The following is an 18,021-nucleotide window of genomic DNA, read 5'->3' as shown; positions in this document are numbered from 1 at the left end:
CTCAGTACGAGAACGGCCAGGTGCGCCAGTAGTTGCGGACGCGGATCCAGATGCCGAACAAACCGCGTGGCTCGACGATGAGGAACACGATGATGAGCACGCCGTAGAGCACGGCTTCCAGCTGGAAGACCGTGATCACGCCGGTCGCGTCACCACTGATGAACGGCAGCACCGCGGGCAGTTCCCTGGTGATGCGTGGCAGCAAGGTGATGAAGAGCGCGCCCATGATCGCTCCGGAGATGGTGCCCGCGCCGCCGATGAGCACCATCGCGATGTACTGCACTGACAACAGCAGGCTGAACGAGCCGGGATCGAAGAACCCGTTCACCACGAACAACAACGCGCCCGCGACACCCGCGTAGAACGAGGACACCGCGAACGCGAGCACCTTGTACTTCGTCAGGTCCACGCCGATCACCGACGCGGCCAGGTCCCGGTCCCGTACCGCCGCGAACGCCCGGCCGACGCGCGAGCGCACCAGGTTCCGCGCCAGCACACCGAAGATCACGAGCAGCACGAACATCAGCAGGTAGAGCTGTTGTGCCGCCGTGAACACCGCGTTGTCCTGGTCGAGGCGCACCCCGAACAGCTCGGGCACAGCCGCGGGCCGGCCGACACCGGGCCCGCCGGTGAGCGACGTCCACTCCCGGAACACGTGCTCTCCCAGGAAGACCAGCCCCAGCGTCACGATCGCGAGGTAGAGGCCCCGCAACCGCACCGCCACCGGCGCCACCAGGACGCCGAAGAGCGCGGCCACCAGCCCTGCGGCCAGCAGCCAGATCGGCAGGGACGTGATGCCGAACCCGATCACCCGCCCGGTCTCGGGACCGGACAGCGCCGCGGCCGTGTACGCACCGATCGCGAGGAAGAACGCGTGGCCCAGAGACACCTGGCCCGCGTACCCCGTGACGATGTTCAGCCCGATCGCGCCGATCGCCGCCACGAACCCGGTCGCGAGCAGCTGCAGCAGGTCGTCGGTGATCATGAACGGCATCAGCAGGGCGAGCACGACGAGACCGCCGGACCACGCGCGTTTCGGACGCGTGTTCAGGAACCCCATGTCCTGCCCGTAGGAGGTGTAGAGCTCAGGACGACCCTTCACAGACGTTCCACCTCCCGCTTGCCGAACAGTCCGTACGGTCTGACGAGCAGAACGAGCAGCATCAACGCGTACGGCGCGACCAGCCCGAAGTTCGGCCCGAGCCACGGCGCGAAGTCGTTCTGGTAGGTGCCGAACAGCGACTCGACGACGCCGACCGTGAGCCCGCCGACCACGGCGCCGCCCAACGACTCCAGGCCGCCGATGATGATCGCGGGCAACGCTTTCAGCGCCACGATCCACAGCTGCTGGTCGACACCGGCGCCCGTCGCGACGAACACGCCGGCCAGTGCGGCGAGCCCGCCCGCCAGTGCCCACGACAGCGCGAACACCGACCCGACCGACACGCCCTGTGCCAGCGCGACCTCCTGGTCGTAGGCGACCGCCCGCATCGCGAGCCCGATCCGCGAGTAGCGGAAGAAGAGGAACAGCGCGGCCGTCACGACGGCGGTCGTCGCGATCATCACGAGGTACCGCTGCTGCACCTCCGCGCCCAGGAAGCTGACGGTGTTCAGCCCCCACGGGTCGCCGACCTGCCGGACGTCGAGGCCGATGAACGCGTTCGTCACCACCCTGACCACGACGTCCACGCCGATGGTGATGATCGCGACCACGAACACCGGCTTGCCGACCATCGGCCGCAGCACCGTGCGTTCGACGCCCAGCGCGAGCACCGCGATCACCACGGCGGCCACGACCACCGCGCCGACGAACGACACCGCGGGCGAGAGGTACGAGACCAGCACCGCGCCCGCCAGCATGAACGCGGGCTGCGCGAAGCTGATCACCTGCGTCGACTTGTAGATGATCACGAAGCCGAGCGCGAGCAGCGAGTAGATCGACCCGGTGCCGAGACCCCGGATCAACGACTGGAGAAACTCATCCATACATGCTCTCCACGAGGTCGTCGAACATCTTGCCCAGCGCGGATCTCTTCACCTTCTGGGTCGCGGTCAGCTCGCCGTCCTCGTGGTCGAGCTCCTTGGGGAACATCCGGAACTTCTTGATCTGCTCGACCTGGGCGAACTTCCCGTTCGCCTCGGTGACGATCTTCTGCACCAGCTCCAGGACCTCGGCCTTCTCCGACAGGTCCCGGTAGGTGGTGTAGGTGATCTTGCGCTGCTGCGCCCAGTGGCCGACCGTCTCGTACTCGATGCCGATCAGCGCCACCAGGTACGCCCGCTGGTCGCCGATCACCACGGCCTCCTTGATGTACGGGGAGGTCTTCAGGGCGTTCTCCAGCTCGGACGGCGCGATGTTCTTGCCGCCCGCGGTGATGATGATGTCCTTCATCCGGTCGGTGATCTTCACGTGCGTGCCGTCGACCCACTCGCCGACGTCACCGGTGTGCAGCCAGCCGTCGACCAGAACCCGCTCGGTGGACTCGGGGTCCTGCCAGTAGCCCGCGAACGTGCCGCCGTGCTTCGTGAGGACCTCGCCGGTCTCCTCGTCGATCCGCAGCTCCGTGCCCGGCTGCGGCTCGCCGACCGTGCCGACCTTGACCCGTCCCGGCCGGTTTCCCGTTGCCACGGCGGTGTTCTCGGTCATGCCGTAGACCTCGTGCATCGGCACCCCGATGCCCATGAAGAACTTCAGCACGTCCGGCGCGATCGGCGCGGCACCGGACGCCGCGTACCGCACGTGCCGCATGCCGATGCGGGCCTTCAGCGCGCGGAAGCAGAACAGCCACCCCAGCGCGTAGACCAGCCTGCTCTTGCCGGTGTGCTTGCCTCCGTTGCGCACCAACGTCTCACCGAGCGACTCCGCACGCTTGAGCCAGAACCTCGTGGTGGTGCGCTTGAGCCAGGACGCGCTGGAGACGCCGATCTTGACGCCCGCCAGCACCTTCTCCCAGATGCGGGGCACGCCGAAGAGGATCGTCGGCTGCACCTCGCGCAGGTTCGCCTGCACCGTCTCGATCGACTCGGCGAAGTGCACCTGCACGCCGCTGGCCGCGCTGAACCACGTCGTGAAGATCCGTTCGGCGACGTGGCACAACGGCAGGTAGGACAGCGTGACGTCGGCGGAGGACGGCGGTGGCGAAGTGAAACCGCCGCCCTCCACCAGCACGTGGACGGCGAACTCGACGTTCGCCACGGTCAGCATCGCGCCCTTGGGCGGCCCGGTCGTGCCGGACGTGTAGATCAGCGTCATGACGTCGTCGGGCCGGGTGGCCGCCATGCGTTGTTCGAGCTCGTCCGGGAACGAGTCGCGGTGTTGTGCGCCCAGGGCCAGGAAGTCGTCCCAGGCCAGCAGTTTCGGGTTGTCGTAGCGGCCCTTGATGCCGCGCGGCTCGAGGTAGACGATCCATTCCAGGTCGGGGGTGTCCTCCAGCACCAGCAACGCCTTGTCGACCTGTTCCTGGTCCTCGGCGACGAGGATCCGCGTGCCGGAGTGGGACAGCAGGTACGCGACCTCGGCCGCGGGGTTCGTCGGGTAGAGGCCGACCGTGATGCCCTGGGCGGCGACGACGCCGAGGTCGGCGTAGAGCCACTCGCGCCGGTTCTCGGAGTGGATCGCCACCCGGTCGCCCGGCTGCAGGCCGAGCGCGAGCAACGCGTGGCCGACCAGCTCGACGTTCGCCCAGTAGTCGGCCCAGCTGACCTCCTGCCAGATGCCGAAGTCCTTGGCGCGCAACGCGACCTGGGCGGGGGTGTTCTCGGCGCGGTTCTTCACGCGCGTGACGACCGTCGTGGTGGTCATGGCGTCACGCTCTTGTGCTGCTCACCGAGGTACGCGCGGATCACGTCGGGATCCTGCTGCACCTCCGCGGGCGTGCCGGTGCGGATCGGGCGGCCGAAGTCCATGACCATCACGCGGTCGGCCAGGTCCATCACGAGACCCATGTCGTGCTCCACCATGATCATCGGGATGTTCAGCTCCTCCCGGACGTCGAGGATGAACCGCGCCATGTCCTCGGTCTCCTCGACGTTCATGCCGGCGACCGGCTCGTCGAGCAGCAGGAGCTTGGGCTCCATCGCGAGCGCCCGCCCCAGTTCGACGCGCTTCTGCACGCCGTAGGGCAGCAGGCCGACGGGGAACCGGCGCCACTGCTCCAGTTCCAGGAAGTCGATGACGTCCTCGACCGCGGCACGGTTCTTCAGCTCCTCGTTGCGGGCCTTGCCGAGCCAGAAGAACGCCGACAGCGCGCCGTACCGCATGTGGTTGTGGCGCCCGAGCATCAGGTTGTCGACGACCGTGAGGTGCGAGAACAGCTCGATGTTCTGGAACGTGCGGGCCATGCCCAGCGCGGCGATGCGGTGCGGCCGCAGGCCGAGCAGGTCGTCGCCGTGGAACCGCACGGAGCCCTGCTGCGGCCGGTAGACGCCGCTCAGGACGTTGAAGATGGACGTCTTGCCGGCGCCGTTCGGGCCGATGACGGCGAAGAGCTCACCGTCCTCGACGCTGAACGACACCCCGTCGACGGCCACCACGCCGTCGAACGCGAGCCGGATGTCGGTGACCTCGAGAACACTCACGACAACCACCTCTTCCTGCGCTTGTAGTGCTTGACCGCACGGAACGAGGAGGTGCCGAGACCGAGGTAGAACTCGCGGATGTCGTCGTCGGCGAGCAGTGCCGCCGCCGGCTTGTCCATCACGACCTTGCCGGTCTCCAGCACGTAGCCGTGGTCGGCGATGGAGAGCGCCATGCTGGCGTTCTGCTCGACCAGCAGGACCGTGGTGCCCTGTTCGTTGATCTTCACGACGAGGTCGCGGATCTGCTGCACGAGCAGCGGCGCGAGGCCGAGGCTGGGTTCGTCCAGCAGGAGGTAGGACGGTTCCGACATGAGCGCCCGGCCGATCGAGAGCATCTGCTGCTCGCCGCCGGACAGGTAGCCCGCGCTCTGTCTTCGCCGCTCCAGCAGCCGGGGGAAGAGCTCGTAGCAGCGGTCCAGGTTCTGCTTGAGCCGCTTGGGTCTCGCGTGGCCGCCGACCTTGAGGTTCTCCTCGACGGTCAGCTCACCGAGGATCCGGCGGCCCTCCAGAGCCTGTTTGATGCCGCGGTCCGCGATCTTCGCCGGTGAGAGGCGGTGGATCGGTTCACCGTCGAGCGTGATCGAGCCTTTGGTGACCTTGCCGTCGTGCACGTCGAGCAGACCGCTGAAGGCTCTCATCAGGGTCGTCTTCCCCGCTCCGTTCGCACCGAGCAACGCGACGACCTTGCCTTGGGGCACCCGCAGGCTCACACCGCGGAGCACCAGCATCACGTCGTCGTAGACAACCTCGAGGTTGTTCGCTTCGAGCACCAGCGCCTCCTAGGGGCCCCTGACATACCGCGCAGTATGCCGCCCGTGAGACTTGGATCACAGAGCGGTTTGACCACTGTGGGCGATTTCGTGATGTGCGGACAGCGCTCGATCAATCACTCAACGTGACTGTCCATAGTGGACGTATGTCGGATGTGTAACGCCGCGTGACGCGGGTACTCACCTACCGACACCAATCGAAGGAGGAGGTTTCGTGACCACCATTGAGAAGTCGGTGGATGTCCACGTGCCTGTGAGCACGGCGTACAACCAGTGGACCCAGTTCGAATCCTTCCCGGCGTTCATGGACGGCGTCGAGAAGATCGACCAGGTCACGCCGACGATGACGCACTGGACCACGAAGATCGGCGGGGTCGTCCGCGAGTTCGACGCGGAGATCACCGAGCAGCACGCGGACGAACGAGTCGCATGGACGACGGTCGACGGGCCCCAGCAGGCCGGCGTGGTCACCTTCCACCGGATCGACAACGACACGACGCGGGTCCACCTCCAGATGGACTACGAGCCGGAGACCATCACCGAGAAGGCGGGTACCGCGCTCGGCGTGGTGGGCCACCGGATCGAGGGTGACCTCAAGCGGTTCAAGGAGTTCATCGAGAACCGCGGCACCGAGACCGGCGCGTGGCGTGGCGACGTGACGCCACCGCCCCAGGTCTGATCGCGGTGCGCGTTGACGCCAGATCAGCACGCGGCGTTCGAGGAGCTCGCCCGCATCAGCCGTGACTCGCCACGTTATTACGTGATGCGGGATCGGCTGGTGCGCGAGTACCTCCCGCTCGCCCGGCACATCGCCCGCCGCTTCAGCGAACGCGGCGAGCCGATGGAGGACCTCGCGCAGGTGGCCGCGGTGGGTTTGATCAACGCGATCGACCGGTTCGACGTCGGCCGGCAGACGGACTTCCTGTCCTACGCCGTGCCGACGATCACCGGCGAGGTGCGGCGTCACTTCCGCGACCAGTGCTGGGCGGTGCGCGTGCCCCGCAGGTTGAAGGAGCTGTGCGACTCGATCGACGGCGCGACCGCCGAGCTGTCGCACAGGACCGGGCGATCTCCGACTCCGTCCGAGATCGCCCGGCACCTGGGGGTGTCGCTCACCGACGTCTACGAGGGCCTGCGCATCGAGAAGAACATCGCGTTCGCTCCCCTCGACGCGCTGGAGAGCTCGACCGTCGACGACCCGGCGCTGGAAGGCGTCGAGATCCACGAGGCCCTGCAGCCGATGCTGCGGGGCCTTCCCCGCCGTGAACGGACGATCGTGGTCCTGCGCTTCTTCGGCCGGCTGACCCAGACGGAGATCGCCCGCCGTGTGGGCATCTCGCAGATGCACGTGTCGCGGCTGCTCACGAAGTCACTGGAGCAGCTTCGGCACGATTTGCTGGCAGAGGAGTGAAATGAACGAGCGGGAACGTCCGGTCCTGGCGATACTGGCCTCATGAACCGGTTGCGGTGGCCCCAGAAGCTGGCGCTCGGCACTGGCGCCCTGCTCGTCCTCTGGGGCGTGGCCGGGTTCTTCGTGACCGGCTTCGCGGGTTTCGCGGCCGAGTCCGAGACCTGGCTCCTCGGGCTGCGCGTGAACCCGCTGCAGAACGTTATCCACCTCGTGTTCGGTGGCGCGCTGCTGCTCTCGGTCCCGCGGCTGAAGGCGCTGAGCGGGACCGGGCTGCTGCTCGCGGTGCTGTTCCTGGTGATGTTCGGGCTGGGGCTGGCGCGCTACGACGAGCAGGTCGTGAACTTCCTGAACGTCAACCCCGGCTCGAACGCGCTGCACTTCCTCGCCGGTTTCGCGTGCCTGGCGGCGGCCCAGGGCGCTGCCTGGTGCCGCCAGTGCGACCGGGCGGCCACCGTCAAGCCTGCCTGAGCAGCTTGCGCACGGCCCGTTCCGGATCACCTCCGCCGATGACCTCGCCGTTCTCGAACGCGTCCACCAGGCGCGGATCCACGTAGGACTTCCTCGCCACCGACGGGGTGTTGCCGAGGTTCTCCGCGACGTGCTTCATGACGGCGCTGACCGCCCGTTGCGACGGCTTGCCGCGTTCGGCGAGGGCCTCGGCGAACGCCTGCGCCGCGTACACGGTGGCGTGCCAGGTGCGGAGGTCCTTCACGCTGAACTCGTCGCCGACCAGTTCGCGGAACCGCTCGTTGACGTCGTCGGCGGTCAGGTCGAACACCCGGCAGTCCGGCGTCTGGTCCTTGAGCAGCGACCGGACCGCGCGGGCGAGGCGGGGGTCGGTGATCTCCTCGTCGACCTCGACGCCGGACTTGGCCGGGAAGCGGAACCGGACCCGGTCGCCGCGCACGCTGAGGTGTTCGCACAGCAGGGTCGCGACGCCGTGGGTGCCGTTGTCCTCGACGTACTGCTCGTGGCCGACGCGGAAGATGCCGAGGTCGAGCATCCGCAGCGCGATGGCCTGCAACCGCCTGCGGCCGCGCGAGCGCATGTCGTTCTCGATCTGCGTGCGGAACCCGCGCAGCTTCGGCGCGAGCTTCAGGACGCGGTCGAACTTCTCCGCGTCGCGGTCGGTGCGCCACTGCTCGTGGTAGAGGTACTGGCGGCGGCCGGCGTCGTCGTAGCCGATGGCCTGGATGTGGCCGGTCGGGTGCGGCGAGATCCAGACCTCCTGCCACGCGGGCGGGATGACCAGGGCTTTCACCCTCGCGACGTCGTCGGCGCCCAAGGCGTGGCCCTGGGCGTCGAGGTAGCGGAAACCCTTGCCGTGACGGCGGCGGGTCCAGCCCGGGCGAGCCGGGTCGCTGCGGCGCAGTCTCATGTGGCCACTCCGTGGTTGATCAGCACGGAACGCGGGTACCCGCTCGCCGATGAATCACTACACGGTCGGTGTGGAACAGGAGTTCCTCCTCGTCGATCCCTCCTCCCGGCGGCCGGTCGCTCTGGCCCCTCGTGTCCGGGAGATCTCCCGCGTGCCCGCGGACCTCGACGTCCAGGGTGAGCTGACCCCGTTCCAGATCGAGGTCGCCACCGGAGTCACCTCGTCGTTCCAGGAGCTCGACGAGCAGGTGCGGCGCGGGCGGCGGGTGCTGGTGGACGCCGCCGACGAGGCCGGGTGCCGGCTCGTGGCGACGGGCATGCCCCCGATCGGCGAGGCCGGTCCTCCTCCCGGCTCGGACGACCCCCGGTATCACCAGATCGAGTACTCCCACCGCCGGCTCGTGACCGGGCAGGGCGCGTGCGGACTGCACGTCCACGTCGGAGTCGAGTCGAAGGCCGAGGCGCTGGCGGCGTCCAACAAGCTGCGCGCGTGGCTGCCGACGCTGCTCGCGCTGAGCGCGAACTCCCCGTTCTCCGACGGCGAGGACACCGGGTACGCGAGCTGGCGGTCGATGGTGTGGTCGCGCTGGCCGGTGAGCGGACCGCCGCCCTCGTGGGAGAGCCCCGAGCAGTACGACGCGACCGTCGAGGCGATCATCTCGACGCAGGCCCTGCTCGACAGGGCGATGGTGTACTGGGACGTCCGCCCGTCGGCCGATCATCCGACCGTTGAGGTGCGCGTCGCGGACATTCCCCAGCTGGCAACGGAAGTCTCGGTCCTGGCCGAGCTGATCCGCGCCCTCGTCGTGACGGAACCCTCCGAACAGCGGGTGGACGATTCCGTGCTGCGAGCGGCATATTGGCGGGCGTCGCGCGACGGGGTCGACGGACTGGCCGCCGATCCACACACCGGAAAACTCTCCCCCGCGTTCGACCGGGCAGTGTCGCTCGTAGAGCACGTCGAGGTCGCACTGCGCGATCGTGACACGCTGTCTACTGTGGAGCACCAGTTGGACTGGTTGCGCCACAACGGCTGCGGTGCCGCTCGGCAACGACGCTGCCCGGACCCCGAGTCCCTTGTGGACATGCTGATCGCCCGAACGCGTGAGGAAACCTGATGCGCCTCCCCGCTCCCCGCGGCCACATGAGCTCAGCCCTGGTCGCAGCGTTGCGCCTGCCGCCCCCGCCGCGGCCCGCGCTGCTCGTCAGCGGCGGCACCAGGGAGGCCTGGCAGGACGAGGACCTGCAGCTGTCGTTGTGGATCTGCTACCAGCTGCGGATGCGCGGCTTCGACGACGCCGCCACCGGCTGGGAGGACCACCCGGCGCTGGCCCAGTTCCACGCGGCGCTGGAAGCCCGCTGGGAGGAGGCGCTGCGGTCGCTGACCGAGGTCACCTCCCCTGCCGTGCTGTCGGAGGAAGGCCTTTCGGAGCTGCGCAAGCACCACGCGTTCTGGCAGCCGCGCCGCGAGATGCGCTCGGTGCTGCGCGACATCCACGGCGACGCCTACGGCACGCGCTCCGAACGCACCCACTCGGTGCTGTTCACCGTGACGCTTCGCGACCTGGACCCGTTCATCGGCGCCGACGAAATGCCCGCGCCGACCCTCGCGCTGGTGAACGCGCTGTCGTTGTTCGGTCTGCACCGGCGTCTCGTCGGCGCGCTGGTCGGCTTCCTGACCGCCGTCGACACCATCGGCGGCGACCCGTTCGCCCAGCTGCTCCCCGTCCAGTGCCCGCCGGAGGACGTCCGGCTCGGCTTCACGGCGTGCCACGAACTTCACGCCCGCCTCACCCAGCACGTCCGCACATCAGTACAGGCAGGTCGCACTTCGCTGAGGGGCCGTAGGCTGGCCTCGCAGGCCCGCGTTAACGTGGGGTGCTGACGCTCTTTGAAGGGAGACAGCGTGCCCGACCCCACCGCTCTGGCCACCGTGGTCGTCGATCGGATCGCACCCGACGTCGTCGTGCTGCACGTGTCCGGTGAACTCGACACCACGTCCAGCGGTTCGCTGAACGGTCCGTTGGAGATCCACGCCGTCGAGGGGCAGCGGGCCGTCGTGGTGGACCTCGCCGGGGTGCGGTTCCTCGGGTCGGCCGGGCTCGAGGCCCTGGTCCTGGGGCAGCAGCGCGCGTCCAAGGCAGGCGTCGAGTTCGTCGTGGTCGCGTCGAGCCGGGCCGCGTTGCGGCCGATCGAGGCGACCGGGCTGGACGCCGTGTTCACGATCGTGGCGTCGGTGGACGAGGCGGCGCAGCGCTACTCGGCGAAGTAGCCGCCGGTCGGCCCTTCCGGCCCCAGCAGGGCCGTCCTCGCGATGATCTCCGCGTCCGGGACGGCCGCGTTGATCCGCAGCCCCGGGAAAGTCCTCGCGTACTGCACGGTCACCAGGTTCGCCGCGGCCTCGGCCTCGGCGTCCCGGGCGACGACGACCACCGCCGGTGCCGCGGACCGTTCCAGCGCCGGCAGGCAGGTCTGCAGCACGCGGGCGAGGCCCGAGACCGCGTTCTCGAACGGCTCGGCGCCCGTGCCGACGACCAGCACGTCCAGTTCGGCCGGTGGTCCGGGGTCGTCGTGGACGGACACGGTGTGCCCGGCGTGGACGAGCAGGCGCGCGGTGTCCCGTGCGACGCCGTCGTCCGCGCCGGTGATCAGCACAGAAGCCATGCGACCCACGCTATTCCTGGCCGATGTCCTCGTACCAGAGCTCGGGGCGCTCGGCGATGAACGTCGTCATCAGCTCGATCAGCTCCGGGTCCTCGACGACGGTGATGCCGACGCCGTGCTCCGCGAGCCAGTCGTGGCCGCCGTGGAACGTGGTGGCCTCGCCGATCAGGACGTGCGAGATGCCGAACTGGCGGACCAGGCCGCTGCAGTACCAGCACGGCGACAGGGTCGTGACCATCGTGGTGCCGCGGTAGCTCCGCTGGCGACCGGCGTTGCGGAAGGCCGAGGTCTCCGCGTGCATCGAGGCGTCGTCGTCCTGCACGCGGCGGTTGTGGCCCCGGCCCAGCAGACGGCCGTCGCCGTCGAAGAGTGCCGCGCCGATGGGGATCCCGCCCTCGGCGAGCCCCGTCCGCGCCTCTTCGACGGCGACGGCCAGCATGTCGGAAGCAGCTGTCATGTGGTTGAAGCTACCCGCAAAGGCGTTCTACTTCGTCTTGAACAACTTCACCGTCATCGACGTGCCGGACTGACGAAGAACGCGCAGACCGACACCGGCTGCGGGCAGCTTCACACCCGCGTTGGGCTGCTCGGCGAACCAGAACTGCTTCGTGTCGTCAAACGTCGGCTGGGCCGCCGCGCCGCGGACGTAGGACGCCTTGCCGTTGACGTGCAACGTGAAGGAGTCCGACTTCTGCAGGCCGAACGGCGCGTCGTAGCCGCTGACGGTCGGCGACCAGCGCTGACCCTCCAGGTTGTAGAGCGGCGACGGGTTGGCGTCGATCGGCAGGATCAGGCCCTCACCGGGGTGCTCGCTCACGTTGTTGTCGAGGAAGCTCGTGTTCCACAGCGAGACGAGCAGGCCGTCCTGGTACGGGAAGTGCTCCACGAAGTCGGGCTTGTCCGGGAAGCTGTAGCGGTACGGGCCGGTCTGGTTGTGCTTGCCGTAGGACTCGTACGTGCGGTTCGACGCGATGTAGAACTGGTCGAACGCCTTCGTCTCCTTGCCCTCGGTCGTGCGGAAGCCACGCGTGGTCCACACCCCGGCGGTCTCGCCACCGTCCGTCAGCACCGGGGCGCCGTCGGCGGTCACGGTGATCTGGTCGGCGAAGAATCCCTGCGGCGCCAGCGCGCCGTCGGTGCGGTAGGCGAAGCGCAGCTTGGTGTTCTTGCCGGCGTACGCGTCGAGCGACACGTTCACGTCGACCCACTGGTTGTTCGACGAGCTGCTGATCGCGGGCGAGTCGCCGGAGTCGCGGGCGAACGGCTGACCGCCTGCGGTGCCGTCGAGCTGGGTCCAGCTGCCGTCCTCATTGGACGCTTCGACGTAGAGGTAGTCGTAGTCGGCCTCGATGTCGAAGCGCGCCTTCAGCGTCAGTGACGCGCTGGTCTTGCCGCGCAGGTCGAGCGGCGCGGTCATGGAGTGGTCGAGGTCGTTGCCCTTCTCGCTCCACCACATCCTGGAGCCCGCGAACGGGGCGCCGTAGTCGAAGTCCTTCGAGATGTCCGGCAGCACGACGACGAGTCCCTGCGCCTTGGCGCTGTTGTACTCGTGCGGGCCGAGGTCGAAGACGCGTTCCTGACCGGCGACCGCGACCTCGTAGTCGAGCCAGCCGAGCTGCAGCTTGTCCCACGCGGAGAACTCGTTGGCGCGCTCACCGGGAGCCTCGCCGGGCGCGTTCACCCGGTTCTGCGCCATGATCGACCACCAGTTGACGCCGTTCGTGCCACCGTTGGTGTCGTAGTGGTCCGGCAGGCCGAGGTCGTGGCCGTACTCGTGCGCGAAGACGCTCACGCCGCCGTTCTCGGGCTGCACGGTGTAGTCGCCGACCCACAGGCCGGTGTCCCCGATCTGCGCACCGCCGAGCTTGTTGGTGCCGGGACCGGTCGTGTAGTTCTTGTACGCGTAACCGCGGTGGCTCCAGAGCGCGTCCTCGCCCTGCAACGGGTCGCCGTCAGCCTGGTCGCCGCCGGCGTGCACGATCTGGAAGTGGTCGATGTAGCCGTCGGCCTCGTTGAACTCGCCGTCGGAGTCGTAGTCGTAGCGGTCCCACTGGTCGTACTCGGCCAGCGTCGCCTTGATCTGCTCGGTGGTCTTGCCGGCGGCCTTCTGGTCCGCGACCCACTGCGTGACGGCGTCCTTGATGAGCTCACGCGAGTTGTTGCAGATGTTGTCGTTGCACGGGTAGCCGTTGCTGCGGCCGTAGCGCGCCTCGTTGTACTTGACCTTCACCCAGTCCGTGACGAGGCCGTTGACCGTGTACCGGCCGCTGGACTGCTTGTCGTAGAAGTTCGCGACGGAGTTGGCGTCCTTCTTGCGGCTGAAGTACAGGTCCTGGAAGTACTTCTGGCTGAAGTCCTTGCGCCAGATGGTCGTGTTGTCCACGGCCCGGTTCGGCTCGGGGATCTGGTTGTGCGCCGGCCCGTCGAAGCGCTGCGGCCCCGGCGTGGCGGGACTGGTGTCCTGGTCGGGGAAGTCGGGGTGCCGCTCGTCGCCGAACTCCGTGAGGATCACGAAGATCTTGTCGGTCTTCTCCCGCTCGAGCTCGACGTACTGGTCCTTGTCCTTCTTCTTGCCGACCTTCGCGACGGTGCTGCTCCCCCGCTTCTCGGTCGTGGCCTGACCGGTCAGCACGTCGGCGAGCGCCTGCTGCTTCAACGCGCGGCGCTTCACCTCCAGCTCGTGCGGCTGCTCGTCGGACTGCCGCGTCTCCTGCTTCTCGGGCTGCGCGGGCGGCGTCGCGGTGGCCGGTGTGACCATGCCCGCCGTGATGAGCGCGAGCGCCGCCGCTCCCGCCAGAACTCTTCGCACTTGACGTTCCCCTCCTCGGAAATACCGGGGGGACGCTACGTCCGGGTCCGGCGACTCGACACGTCCGAAAGTCGGTTGTCCGCAAGAGGTGTTGACCGGGTGCCCGGAACGTCGGGAAAGTGGTGGATTCCGTTCCCCGACGTGTCGGGAGGTCGACAGTGTCGTCGATGCAAATCGGAGTGAGCAGGCCGCCGCTGGACGTGGCGGACCTGCCGGAACCAGAAAAGGTGTTCAAGGTCCGCAAGCTCGGACCTGTCCAGGTGGTCCAGTTCGTCATCGGCCCGAGCCTCATCGCGCTCGGCATCTCGATCGGCAGCGGCGAGTGGCTGCTCGGCCCGCAGGCGGTCGGCAAGTTCGGCTTCGTCGGCATCGGCTGGGTGATCACCGTGTCGGCGTTGCTGCAGACGTTCTACAACGTGGAGATCGCCCGCTACGTCGTGGCGACGGGTGAGACCCCGGTCGTCGGCTGGGGCCGTGTGCCGCCCGGCTGGAAGTTCTGGGTTCCCGTGTCCCTGGGCGTCTTCTACTTCGCGTTCATCTTCGGCGGCTGGGCGGCGGGCGCCGGACAGGGGCTCTTCGCCCTGATCGCGGGCCGGGGCTACCGTCCCGACGAGATCGAGTACGTGCGGCTGCTCGCGATCGGGCTGCTCGTCGTGGTCTTCCTGATCACCGCGGGCGCCCGCAAGGTGTCCCGGGCCCTGGAGCTGACGAACTGGGTGCTCGTCGGCACGTTGCTGCTGGTCCTGCTGGCCGTGACGATCTCGATCGTGCCGTTCTCCGTGTGGTGGGAGGGAATCCGCGGCCTCCTGACCCCGGCCGCTCCCCCGCAGGGCATCACGGCGACGCAACTGGGCGGCCTCGCGGGCTTCACGGCGCTGGCGTCCGGGCTGAACTGGTACGCGATGAGCCACTACCGCGACAAGGGCTACGGCATGGGCCACCACGTCGGGTTCATCGCGGGCATGCGCGGCGGCAAGCAGGAGCTGCGCCCGGTCGGTGTGACCTTTGTGGACACTCCGGCGAACGCGTCGCTCTGGCGCCGCTGGTACCGGCTGCTGCTGATCGACCAGTGGGCGGTGTTCTTCGTCGGCGCGATGCTCGGCATGCTGTTGCCCACCGTGCTGATGGCGCACATCGTCGCGGTGTCGGGCGAGCAGCCGACGGCGGCGAACGTGCCGACGTTCTCCGCCGAACAGCTCGGCCTGCTCTACGGCCAGGGCATGTTCTACCTGATGCTCGTGGTCGGCGTGCTGGTGCTGTTCTCCACGCAGCTCGGCATCTTCGAAGCGCTGGTGCGCAACTTCACCGACGCGATGCACGCCGTCTCGCCCCGGCTGCGCAAGCGGATCGAGGACGACCCGCGGCGGTTCTACTACCCGTTCATGCTCCTGGTGCTGGTGATCATCGCCGGCGCGCTGCACCTCGCGCTGCCCGTGGAGCTCGTGCAGATCTCGGCGAACATGTCGAACCTGGGCGCGCTGATGTTCCCGTTCGCGTTGATGTACCTGAACTCCCGGCTGCCGCGCCCGGCCAGGCCCCGCTGGTGGCACCACGTGATCCTGGTGCTGAACGTGGTGTTCTTCGGGTTCTTCTTCGTGAACTTCGTCTACGAGTTCTTCACGGGAGGCCCGCTGGTGCGGTTCTGACCGGTCACTTCACGAAGTCCTCGATGTCGCCGAGGGCGTCCTCGGCCCTGCCGCCGAGCTGCGGGTCGCCGAGCAGCGCCCGCAGTCTCGGCACCACCTCGGGCAGCACCTCGCGGTCGATCCTGCCGACGTGGCCCAGGCACGTGACCGCGAGGTGGGCGAGGTCCCGGTCGGAGCCGTCGACGACGGTGAGCAGGACGCGCTGCAACGACTCGCGTTCGGGGTCGTGGCGGACCAGGGCGAGCATGGCCTGGTACGCCGGGACCCCGCCCGCGCGGAGCTCACCGTGCCAGCGCACGACGCACTCGTCGATCACGACGTCGGACGAGCGGCCGAGCGCCTCGTGCAGGTCGCCCGTCGCGGTCGCCCAGCCACCGCCCTCGACGCGGACGACCAGTTCGCCGTCCACCACGCCGGCCACCGCGTCACCGTCCCACTCGAACACGACGCCGCCGAGCGCCTCGACCTCCGTGATGCCGCGCCACCCCTCCAGTGCCGCGCGGACCTCGTCCAGCGTCACTTCGGCGGCAGCGCTTCCACGAACTCGCGGCACCGCGCGATCCAGTCCTCCAGCGCCTCGTCCTCCGCCACGGCCTCGCCGTCGACGACCACCCAGCCCTTCATCGGCTTCCCGGTGAAGTCGAAGACGCGGGCACCGGGCTGAGCCAGCGCGTCGGCCTGCGCCTCCGGGCCGACGCGCGCGATCACGTCCGATCCCAGCACTCCTACCAGCATGTTTCCCCGCCACAGGAACACCAGGCTGCCGAACATCTTCTTCGTGCCCAGGTCCGGGAGGTCGCCCAGCGACTCGCCCAGGCGATGGGCCAGGCCCTCGTCGTACGCCATGTGCTGAATGTTGTCTCAGCGAGTTGCCAGGCGCCTCTCAGTTTCTTGTGGCTTCATGGACATACAGGACATAAGAGGAGGCACATCTTGTTCGGCTTGGTCGGATGGATCGTCGGTTGGGTGTTGACGCTGTTCATCCTCGTGATGATCGGCCGGATGATCGTGGACTGGGCGGTCACGCTGCAGGCGCGCGGCGACTGGGTGTGGAAGGTGCGCCGGGTGACGCACGGTGTCACCGAGCCCGTGCTGGCGCCGGTGCGCAAGGTGCTGCCGCCCGTGCGGTTCGGCGGGTTCGGGCTGGACCTGGCGTTCACCGTGGTGTTCATCGCGGCGCTGATCCTCAGGTCGATCGTGTGGTGAGGACACCGGGGTTGAGCAGGCCCTGAGGGTCCAGCGCGGACTTGGCGCCGGCCAGGGCCGCGCCGAAGACGTCCGGGCGCTGCCGCGAGTACCACGGCATGTGGTCGCGGCCGACGGAGTGGTGGTGCGTGATCGTGCCGCCCGACGAGATCAGCGCCTCGGACACCGCGGCCTTGATCTCGTCCCACTGCGCGGTGAGGCCGCCCCAGCGGCCCGGCGCGTAGACGCCGTAGTAGGGCGCGGGGCCGTCCGGGTAGACGTGGGTGAAGCGGCACGTGACGACGCCAATGCCGCACACCTCCCGCAACGCCTCGGTCGCGGCCTCCGTCACCGCCGCGTGCAACGCGGGGAAGCGGTCCCAGGTGCAGGCCGTCTCGAACGTCTCGGTGATCATCGCGTGCTGCGCCATCGCGTCGCGCTGGTAGGGCATGCGCAGGAACGACTTCCGCCACTGCTGCGCCGCGCCCTCGACGACCTCGCCGTCACCGCACAGCTCCAGCGCACGGGCGAGCAGCGCGTCGACGGGGTGATCGGCGGACTCGAACGCCAGCACCAGCACGGAGCTCGGCGACCCGGCGTTGAGGAACGCCTCCGCGGGGTCGAGCAGCCGGCAGTTCGTCGGGTGCAGCCCGGACTGCGCGATCAGCCGCGTCGCCTCGACGGCCCGGCCCCAGTCCGCGAACCGCACCGACGCGCCCGCCCGGTGCACGGGCGGCGCCTGCAGCCGCATCCACGCCTCGGTGATCACGCCGAGGGTGCCCTCGGACCCGAGGAAGAGCCGGTCCGGCGACGGCCCCGCACCCGAGCCCGGCAACCGGCGCGACTCGGAGATCCCTTGCGGCGTCACGACCCTGAGCGACTCGGTCAGGTCGTCGACGTGCGTGTAGAGCGTGGCGTAGTGACCGCCGGCGCGCGTGGCGAGCCAGCCGCCGAGCGTCGAGAACTCGAACGACTGCGGGAAGTGCCGGAGCGTCAGGCCGTGCGGCTTGAGCTGGGCCTCCAGCGACGGCCCCAGCACCCCCGCCTGGATCCGCGCGGCCCGGCTCGTCGGATCGACCTCCAGCACCTGGTCCAGCCCGCCGAGGTCCAGCGTCACGACCCGCCCCAGGTCACGCGGCTCGACCCCGCCGACGACGGAAGTGCCGCCGCCGAAGGGAATCACCGCCACGTCGTTGTTCGCGCACCAGTCGAGCACGTCGACGACGTCCTGCTCGGTGCGCGGCCGGGCCACCGCGTCCGGCACCTGCCCGATCTCGCCCGCGAGGTTGCGGGTGACGTCGCGGTAGGCCTGGCCGCGGGCGTGCGCGAGGCGGTCGACGGGGTCGGTCGAGAAGAGCTCGCCCGGCTCGATGCGCGACGCGGGCACGTCGAGCGCGGCGGGATCGGGCGGCTCGTGGAACGTCAGGTCCGCGTCCGGCAGCACCGCCCGGACCCGTTCGACCAGCGCACGGCGTTCCTCCGGGGTGACGGCGTCCTCGACGGTGCCCCAGCCCCACCACGACCTCGTTGTCATGGCGAGCAACCATAAGCGAAACGCGGACGTTCTGGAATGCCCTGAGC

20 protein-coding genes are annotated in these 18,021 nt (G+C 68.8%); 8 read left to right on the top strand and 12 right to left on the bottom strand.

The annotated features are described in order from the left end of the window. Window position 1 precedes the first annotated feature (1 nt). Genes ACWF7A_RS38995 through ACWF7A_RS38975 form a run of 5 tightly spaced genes read right to left on the bottom strand, consistent with a single transcriptional unit; the run spans window position 2 to window position 5,351 of the window. Window positions 2–1,102 carry a branched-chain amino acid ABC transporter permease gene (locus ACWF7A_RS38995; protein ID WP_452255521.1) on the bottom strand — a complete coding sequence of 367 codons (1,101 nt, stop codon included), beginning with the start codon at window positions 1,100–1,102 and terminating at the stop codon, window positions 2–4. Further along, a complete protein-coding gene (locus tag ACWF7A_RS38990; RefSeq protein WP_452255520.1) occupies window positions 1,099–1,986 on the bottom strand; it encodes a branched-chain amino acid ABC transporter permease in 888 nt (295 codons plus the stop codon). The genes ACWF7A_RS38995 and ACWF7A_RS38990 overlap by 4 nt, the downstream gene beginning before the upstream one ends. Continuing rightward, window positions 1,979–3,802: an AMP-dependent synthetase/ligase gene (locus ACWF7A_RS38985; RefSeq protein ID WP_452255519.1), complete on the bottom strand. Its 1,824-nt coding sequence runs from the start codon at window positions 3,800–3,802 to the stop codon at window positions 1,979–1,981. The genes ACWF7A_RS38990 and ACWF7A_RS38985 overlap by 8 nt, the downstream gene beginning before the upstream one ends. Next, complete coding sequence (locus ACWF7A_RS38980) at window positions 3,799–4,578, bottom strand: ABC transporter ATP-binding protein (RefSeq protein WP_452255518.1); 780 nt, start codon at window positions 4,576–4,578, stop codon at window positions 3,799–3,801. Before ACWF7A_RS38980 ends, ACWF7A_RS38985 begins: the two co-directional genes overlap by 4 nt. Further along, window positions 4,575–5,351, bottom strand: a complete 777-nt coding sequence (locus tag ACWF7A_RS38975; protein WP_452255563.1) for an ABC transporter ATP-binding protein — start codon at window positions 5,349–5,351, stop codon at window positions 4,575–4,577. Before ACWF7A_RS38975 ends, ACWF7A_RS38980 begins: the two co-directional genes overlap by 4 nt. A gap of 211 nt (window positions 5,352–5,562) precedes the next feature. Here ACWF7A_RS38975 and ACWF7A_RS38970 point away from each other — a divergent pair, with 211 nt between their 5' ends. From ACWF7A_RS38970 to ACWF7A_RS38960, 3 genes are read left to right on the top strand one after another with little or no spacing between them, the layout of a single operon-like run. Then, window positions 5,563–6,027 carry an SRPBCC family protein gene (locus ACWF7A_RS38970; RefSeq protein WP_090074048.1) on the top strand — a complete coding sequence of 155 codons (465 nt, stop codon included), beginning with the start codon at window positions 5,563–5,565 and terminating at the stop codon, window positions 6,025–6,027. 12 nt (window positions 6,028–6,039) lie between these two features. Continuing rightward, a complete protein-coding gene (locus tag ACWF7A_RS38965; RefSeq protein ID WP_452255517.1) occupies window positions 6,040–6,759 on the top strand; it encodes a SigB/SigF/SigG family RNA polymerase sigma factor in 720 nt (239 codons plus the stop codon). A gap of 42 nt (window positions 6,760–6,801) precedes the next feature. Further along, on the top strand, window positions 6,802–7,227 hold the full coding sequence (locus ACWF7A_RS38960; RefSeq protein ID WP_452255516.1) for a DUF4383 domain-containing protein: 426 nt from the start codon (window positions 6,802–6,804) through the stop codon (window positions 7,225–7,227). Here ACWF7A_RS38960 and ACWF7A_RS38955 read toward each other — a convergent pair. After that, complete coding sequence (locus ACWF7A_RS38955) at window positions 7,214–8,137, bottom strand: DNA topoisomerase IB (protein ID WP_452255515.1); 924 nt, start codon at window positions 8,135–8,137, stop codon at window positions 7,214–7,216. The two genes, ACWF7A_RS38960 and ACWF7A_RS38955, sit on opposite strands and share 14 nt — an antisense overlap. 49 nt (window positions 8,138–8,186) lie before the next feature. Here ACWF7A_RS38955 and ACWF7A_RS38950 point away from each other — a divergent pair, with 49 nt between their 5' ends. Genes ACWF7A_RS38950 through ACWF7A_RS38940 form a run of 3 tightly spaced genes read left to right on the top strand, consistent with a single transcriptional unit; the run spans window position 8,187 to window position 10,408 of the window. Beyond that, entirely contained in the window at window positions 8,187–9,254 is a 1,068-nt protein-coding gene (locus tag ACWF7A_RS38950; RefSeq protein WP_452255514.1) for a carboxylate-amine ligase, read from the top strand. Then, entirely contained in the window at window positions 9,254–10,021 is a 768-nt protein-coding gene (locus tag ACWF7A_RS38945; protein WP_452255513.1) for an iron-containing redox enzyme family protein, read from the top strand. The genes ACWF7A_RS38950 and ACWF7A_RS38945 overlap by 1 nt, the downstream gene beginning before the upstream one ends. A 21-nt stretch (window positions 10,022–10,042) precedes the next feature. Continuing rightward, complete coding sequence (locus ACWF7A_RS38940; RefSeq protein WP_452255512.1) at window positions 10,043–10,408, top strand: STAS domain-containing protein; 366 nt, start codon at window positions 10,043–10,045, stop codon at window positions 10,406–10,408. Here the strand turns inward: ACWF7A_RS38940 and ACWF7A_RS38935 are convergent. Genes ACWF7A_RS38935 through ACWF7A_RS38925 form a run of 3 tightly spaced genes read right to left on the bottom strand, consistent with a single transcriptional unit; the run spans window position 10,393 to window position 13,609 of the window. Continuing rightward, window positions 10,393–10,800: a hypothetical protein gene (locus ACWF7A_RS38935; RefSeq protein WP_452255511.1), complete on the bottom strand. Its 408-nt coding sequence runs from the start codon at window positions 10,798–10,800 to the stop codon at window positions 10,393–10,395. The genes ACWF7A_RS38940 and ACWF7A_RS38935 overlap by 16 nt on opposite strands. 10 nt (window positions 10,801–10,810) lie before the next feature. Continuing rightward, window positions 10,811–11,257, bottom strand: a complete 447-nt coding sequence (locus ACWF7A_RS38930) for a nucleoside deaminase (protein WP_452255510.1) — start codon at window positions 11,255–11,257, stop codon at window positions 10,811–10,813. Between the two features lie 27 nt (window positions 11,258–11,284). After that, window positions 11,285–13,609, bottom strand: a complete 2,325-nt coding sequence (locus ACWF7A_RS38925) for an immune inhibitor A domain-containing protein (protein ID WP_452255509.1) — start codon at window positions 13,607–13,609, stop codon at window positions 11,285–11,287. 167 nt (window positions 13,610–13,776) lie between these two features. Between ACWF7A_RS38925 and ACWF7A_RS38920 the strand changes: the two genes are divergently transcribed. Next, the gene (locus ACWF7A_RS38920) at window positions 13,777–15,255 is read left to right on the top strand and encodes an Nramp family divalent metal transporter (RefSeq protein WP_452255508.1); all 1,479 of its coding nucleotides are present in this window, start codon (window positions 13,777–13,779) and stop codon (window positions 15,253–15,255) included. Between the two features lie 4 nt (window positions 15,256–15,259). Here the strand turns inward: ACWF7A_RS38920 and ACWF7A_RS38915 are convergent, their stop codons facing one another. Continuing rightward, window positions 15,260–15,775, bottom strand: coding sequence for a hypothetical protein (locus ACWF7A_RS38915; protein ID WP_452255507.1), 516 nt, complete (start codon window positions 15,773–15,775; stop codon window positions 15,260–15,262). Continuing rightward, on the bottom strand, window positions 15,772–16,101 hold the full coding sequence (locus ACWF7A_RS38910; protein ID WP_452255506.1) for a TfoX/Sxy family protein: 330 nt from the start codon (window positions 16,099–16,101) through the stop codon (window positions 15,772–15,774). Before ACWF7A_RS38910 ends, ACWF7A_RS38915 begins: the two co-directional genes overlap by 4 nt. 120 nt (window positions 16,102–16,221) lie before the next feature. On the opposite strand from ACWF7A_RS38910, the gene ACWF7A_RS38905 reads away from it, so the two are divergent. Continuing rightward, the gene (locus ACWF7A_RS38905) at window positions 16,222–16,461 is read left to right on the top strand and encodes a YggT family protein (RefSeq protein WP_452255505.1); all 240 of its coding nucleotides are present in this window, start codon (window positions 16,222–16,224) and stop codon (window positions 16,459–16,461) included. Here the strand turns inward: ACWF7A_RS38905 and ACWF7A_RS38900 are convergent. Next, window positions 16,442–17,974 carry an FAD-binding oxidoreductase gene (locus ACWF7A_RS38900; protein WP_452255504.1) on the bottom strand — a complete coding sequence of 511 codons (1,533 nt, stop codon included), beginning with the start codon at window positions 17,972–17,974 and terminating at the stop codon, window positions 16,442–16,444. The genes ACWF7A_RS38905 and ACWF7A_RS38900 overlap by 20 nt on opposite strands. Between the last annotated feature and the right edge of the window lie 47 nt (window positions 17,975–18,021).

The organism is Lentzea sp. NPDC055074 (assembly GCF_053608005.1).
Note: the sequence above shows the minus strand (reverse complement) of the source record. Positions and strands in the feature narration are given on the sequence as shown.